Consider the following 4,713-nt stretch of genomic DNA (forward strand, 5'->3'; position numbering starts at 1 on the left):
GGAACACGTGCGCCGGCATGCCGGGCATGGTCAGGGGGTTCATGACGGCGGCCCGCAGGTGCTCGATGCGCATGGGCCACATCGTGGCACGGGTGCCCGCGGTGCTGGTGGCGTTCGTCACCGACGACCGCACGCGTGCGGCCACCTGCCTACGCTCGACGGATGCGCCGCTCCCCCACCCACGTCGCGCTGGCGGTCGCCTACCTGACGGCCCTGGCATTCATCGCGTTCTGGCCGTCCCCGGTCGACCAGGGCGTCGACGTGCTCAACTCCTGGCCGGTGCGGATGCTCGAGTCCACGTTCGGCATCGCGCGGCCCGTCGGCTACGACGTGGTGCAGACCGCCGCGAACGTCGTGCTGTTCCTTCCGCTGGGCTGGCTGGCGGTGGCGCTGACCCGGGTCCGCTGGTGGCAGGTGGCGCTGCTCGGCTTCCTGCTCTCGTCGGGCATCGAGGTGGGGCAGGCGCTGCTGCGCCCCGACCGCTTCGCAACGGTGTCCGACGTCGTGGCGAACACGGTGGGCGCGACCTTGGGCGCCGGGGCGGCCGCGCTGCTGCTGCACCGCCACGAGCGGGCGTCGGTCAGTTCCCACGGCTGATCGGACGCCGATTGGTGGCGCGGGCACACGGCTGGCTATCCTGTACCGGTTGCCGCTTCGGCGGCGGCATGGAGGTGTCGCATAGTGGCCTAGTGCGCCCGCCTGCTAAGCGGGTTGAGGTTCAAACCTCTCGCGAGTTCAAATCTCGCCACCTCCGCAGATCGGAACAGCCCCCCAGCGCTCTTTGCTGGGGGGCTGTTCCGATCTATGACGCTGGGAGATTTGGGAGGAGCGAGCGCCAGCGAGCGACGGCTCTCGCCACCTCCGCCACCTCCCCCGCGAGCGCAGCGAGCGCGTGCAAGGCGCGCCGCGTGCAAGGCGCGCCGAGTGCAATGCGCGCCGAGCGCCTGAGCCTGCGCGCCGCGAGGCGCGAGCGAGCGCCCCGAGTGCGCCGGCCCGAAGTGCGCAGCGAGGACACCGAGACCACCCAGCGGTAGCCCACCCGCGCTTCCACCACCCCCGGAGGTGGCTGCACCGCAGACTCGGGCCGCGACTCCGCGACTCACCGACCGCCACACGTCCGATTCCGCGAGCCACCTACCTCTCACGGCCTCGTCGGACGTCTGAAGGTTCAGTTCCGCAGCTGGGCGGCGAGGGGGCAGTCGAAGGGGTCGCGGGCGCGCAGGCCGACGTTGTTCAGGTAGCCGATGACGATGGCGTAGGAGTGCAGGAGGCCGACCTCCATGTAGTCGACACCGACCTTCTCGCAGTGGGCGCGCACCAGGGGGCGCGCCTTCTTGAGGTTGCCGCGCGGCATGTGCGGGAAGAGGTGGTGCTCGATCTGGTAGTTCAGGCCGCCCATGAAGAAGTCCACGAACCAGTTGCCGCGGATGTTGCGCGAGACCATCACCTGACGTCGCAGGAAGTCGANCACGCCGAACACGGCGAGCTGGACCGCCAGGAACGCCACGGCCATCGGCCACGGCAGGAAGACGAAGACCACCGTGACGAACGCAGCGAGCCGCACGGACACGAGCCCCAGCTCCAGGCGCCGCCACGGCGTCGTGGTCGAGCGGTCGAGGCCGACCAGCACGCTCTGCACGTGCAGGTTGATCCCCTCGAGCGTCAGCAGCGGGAAGAAGAACCAGCCCTGGTGCCGGGCGAACCAGCCCTTGAAGCCGGACCGCTCCGCCACGATCCCCGGCGTGAACGCGATCGCCCCTGGTCCGATGTCGGGGTCGATCCCCTCCTGGTTCGGCGCGAGGTGGTGCTTGTTGTGCTTGCCGCGCCACCACGTGTAGCTCAGGCCCGCGAAGGCGCCGGCCAGGATGCGCGACGTCCACGCGTTCCAGGTCCTCGAGGAGAACATCTGGCGGTGCGCCGCGTCGTGGCCGAGGAAGCCGAACTGCGCCACCAGCACCCCGAGCGCGGCGGCCAGCAGCAGCTGCCACCACGAGTCGCCCAGCAGGAAGAAGCCCACCCAGATCGCGACGAAGGACCCGACCGCGACGGTGATCTGGGCCCAGTAGTAGAGGTGTCGCCGCTCCAGGAGGCCAGACTCGCGCATCGCCGCCGCGAGCTCGGTGTACTGGCTCACGTAGCGGGCCTCGCCGGACGACGCACCGGGCGGCGTCGCTGCCGGTGCGGGCGGTCGGGGTGTCGCGGTCCGCTCGTGGATCTGTTCGGTGTCGGTCATGCGGAGGTTCCTGTCCCGATGAGTCGTGGTGGCGGTGACGGCGCTGCGACGAGCGTTTCCAGCTGGTCGACGACCTGCGCCGGCGTGGGGGGGCGTACCCGTCCCAGCACGTCGACGAGCTCGTCGACCGAGTGCTCGAGCGTGAAGCGGGTCGTGGCGTGGGCGCGTTCGGCGTCGCCGGCGGGTCCGAGCGTGATGGCGTGCCGCAGCCCGACGGCCAGCGCGGACGCGTCGTCGGCCGGCACGAGCGTGACCAGCCCGCAGTCTGTCTCCGGCAGTCCACCGTCGTCGGACGCGACGACCCGGCAACCGGCGTGCTGGGCCTCGATCGAGACGATGCCGAACGTCTCGTGCCAGTACTGGCCGTTCGACGGCATGAGCACCACGTCGTGCTCGGCCATGAGGGTCGCCATCGCCTCGGGCGTCCGGGCGGCGTCGATCAGGGTGATGCCGGCGTGGGCCTCGAGCATCCGGTGGATGATCCGGCCCTGAGGCTTGTCCGCTCCGGCCGCCGTGACGGTGAAGGTGATCTCGACCCCCTCGTCGACGAGGTCGGTGATCAGCTCGTGGTGGAGCATCGACAGCAGCGTGTAGATCCCCTTCTCGGGGCTCAACCGGCCCGCGTAGAGGACCCGCACCACACCGGGCCGGCGCGTCGAGCGCGGCTCGGCGGCGAACACGGTCTCCGCGAACGGGTGCACGACGTCGATCGTGGCCACGTCGACGTCGAGGAAGTCTGCCCACAGGCGTGCGGCGAAGCGGCTCGTGGCCACCGGGTGGCGGTCGCGGGTCTGAGCACGCATCGCCTCCCGACGTCGGTCGCCGGCCGGGGGCGGCACGTGCAGCATCTGGAACGCCGGCCGGCGCGTGCGCACGGTCGGGAACTCCGTGATGAAGACGAGAGTGCCATCGATCTGGCCGACGTCGGCCGGTCGCGCGACGGAGTGGAACGGCACGCCCGGAAACCCGTCGCGGCCGTCGTGCACGCCGAGCCCGGTGGTGACCACCTGCGCGGCGACCCCGCGCCGGTGCAGCTCGCGGACCTGGCCCACGGTGTAGTTCTCCGACCCGCCGGTGCCCGCCGGCAGGGGTTCGCCCGGAGCCCACACGAAGGAGATCAACGAGATCGTGCTGGGAGTGAGAACATCTCACGACCGCCTAGGTTCGCTGCCGCCACGGGAGCCTCGTCGTCGCGATCCGCCGCTTGGCGTCCCGTGGACCTGCAGTCTTCCCTTCACGATAGCCCTGTTCACCGCCCCGGCCTCCCGACGACCTGCGCGCCGCCCCGGCGAGGACCGCCGGGCTAGGCTCGAGGCACGACCGTGAACGTCGGGTCATCATCGATGCCGGCGCCGACGGCGACCACAGGTGGTGGCCTCATGGCCCTCCGATCCCCGGCCGAGACTGCCTCCCGCACGTCGGCACGCACCGTGTTCGCACCGAGCGCGTCGGCCCAGACGGCTCCCGAGACCGACGGCGCGTGGTGGCCGCGGAGCCGCATCCTCGCCGACGAGCTTCCCGCGTTCTTCGCCGCGTGGCCGACCGACCGCGGCCGGATCCAGCGCATCCTCTACTCCTCGCCCGACTGGGACGACCATCCGCACTCGGTGAACGTGCCGGGCCGACGCGTGAAGACCGGCACCTTCCCCCGCGACGACACCCACGTGCTGACCGTGAGCATGGAGGACCGGACCGACCACCTCATCCGCGTGATCGCCCCGGGCACGGCCGACGACGCCGCACAGCGGGCCCTCGACGGCGACCCTCGTGCGTCGTACGCGCCGACCGGAGACCAGATCCCCCGTTGGGACGGCGAGGGCGGCTCGCTCTGACCTTGCACGGCCTCGGGCGGTAGGTCCGGCACCGGGCACCGGGGGCCGGGCAGTCGGAGGGCGTGCTCCCGCGCTCGTGCCGCCGGGCTCAGCCGAAGCGGCGGTAGCCGTGCGCGGTGTTGAGCCGGTCGTGGACCTCGCGCACCAGCTCGGGGGCCCGCGCACCGAAGGTGGCGAGCGACAGTCGCAGCACCCGCTGCTCGTCTCCGGCCTCGTCCAGGGCCAGCAGCAGCAGGCCCTCGCGGACCGTCACGTCCTCCACGTCGACCCAGCGCTCCCGCGCCCGACGTGTGCGGATGCCGTGCTCGTCGAGGCGCGCCACCACGGGAGGGCGCAGCACCACGATCGCCGCGACCAGCACCGCGAGCACGGTCACCACACCTGCGATCCACGACGTCGCCACGAAGGCGACGAAGCCCGTGAAGGCGGCCACGACGAACGCGACCCCAGCGATGGCCAGGGCAGGGGCACGGTCCAGGCGGTACGTGGTCATGGGTCCTTCGGGGGTCGGTACGGGCGAGGCCAATCTACTGGGGCGGACCCGGCGGGCGGCGGAGTGCCGACGACGAGCAGAGGCGGCGGGACTCGCGGCGCTGAGCAGAGGGGGCGGGACTCCGTCGCCGCTCGTTCCTCGCGGCTCCTCCCGAA

General features: G+C 71.7%; 5 protein-coding genes, 1 tRNA gene and 1 pseudogene. 3 read left to right on the plus strand and 4 right to left on the minus strand.

Annotated features, from left to right (window positions below):
• Positions 1-162 precede the first annotated feature (162 nt).
• Complete coding sequence (locus ASF38_RS08195; protein ID WP_056575078.1) at positions 163-597, plus strand: VanZ family protein; 435 nt, start codon at positions 163-165, stop codon at positions 595-597.
• 70 nt (positions 598-667) lie between these two features.
• A tRNA-Ser gene (locus ASF38_RS08200) sits at positions 668-754 on the plus strand.
• Between the two features lie 414 nt (positions 755-1,168).
• On the opposite strand, the gene ASF38_RS19180 is transcribed toward ASF38_RS08200, so the two are convergent.
• The 3 genes and pseudogenes from ASF38_RS19180 to ASF38_RS08210 all read right to left on the minus strand — a co-directional run.
• Positions 1,169-1,467 (minus strand): fatty acid desaturase (locus ASF38_RS19180; RefSeq protein WP_235497526.1); only part of this gene is annotated, 299 nt, incomplete at its 5' end.
• Between the two features lies 1 nt (position 1,468).
• A pseudogene (locus ASF38_RS19185) lies at positions 1,469-2,233 on the minus strand (fatty acid desaturase); the annotation flags it as partial.
• The gene (locus tag ASF38_RS08210) at positions 2,230-3,354 is read right to left on the minus strand and encodes a glycosyltransferase family 4 protein (protein WP_056575081.1); all 1,125 of its coding nucleotides are present in this window, start codon (positions 3,352-3,354) and stop codon (positions 2,230-2,232) included. The pseudogene ASF38_RS19185 and the gene ASF38_RS08210, both read right to left, overlap by 4 nt.
• A 258-nt stretch (positions 3,355-3,612) precedes the next feature.
• On the opposite strand from ASF38_RS08210, the gene ASF38_RS08215 reads away from it, so the two are divergent.
• Positions 3,613-4,065: a DUF5994 family protein gene (locus ASF38_RS08215; RefSeq protein ID WP_056575084.1), complete on the plus strand. Its 453-nt coding sequence runs from the start codon at positions 3,613-3,615 to the stop codon at positions 4,063-4,065.
• Positions 4,066-4,153: 88 nt separating this feature from the next.
• Here ASF38_RS08215 and ASF38_RS08220 read toward each other — a convergent pair whose 3' ends face one another.
• Entirely contained in the window at positions 4,154-4,558 is a 405-nt protein-coding gene (locus ASF38_RS08220) for a hypothetical protein (protein ID WP_056575088.1), read from the minus strand.
• Positions 4,559-4,713: the final 155 nt, after the last annotated feature.

The sequence above is a fragment of the Aeromicrobium sp. Leaf272 genome (assembly GCF_001422865.1).
Classification (GTDB): domain Bacteria; phylum Actinomycetota; class Actinomycetes; order Propionibacteriales; family Nocardioidaceae; genus Aeromicrobium.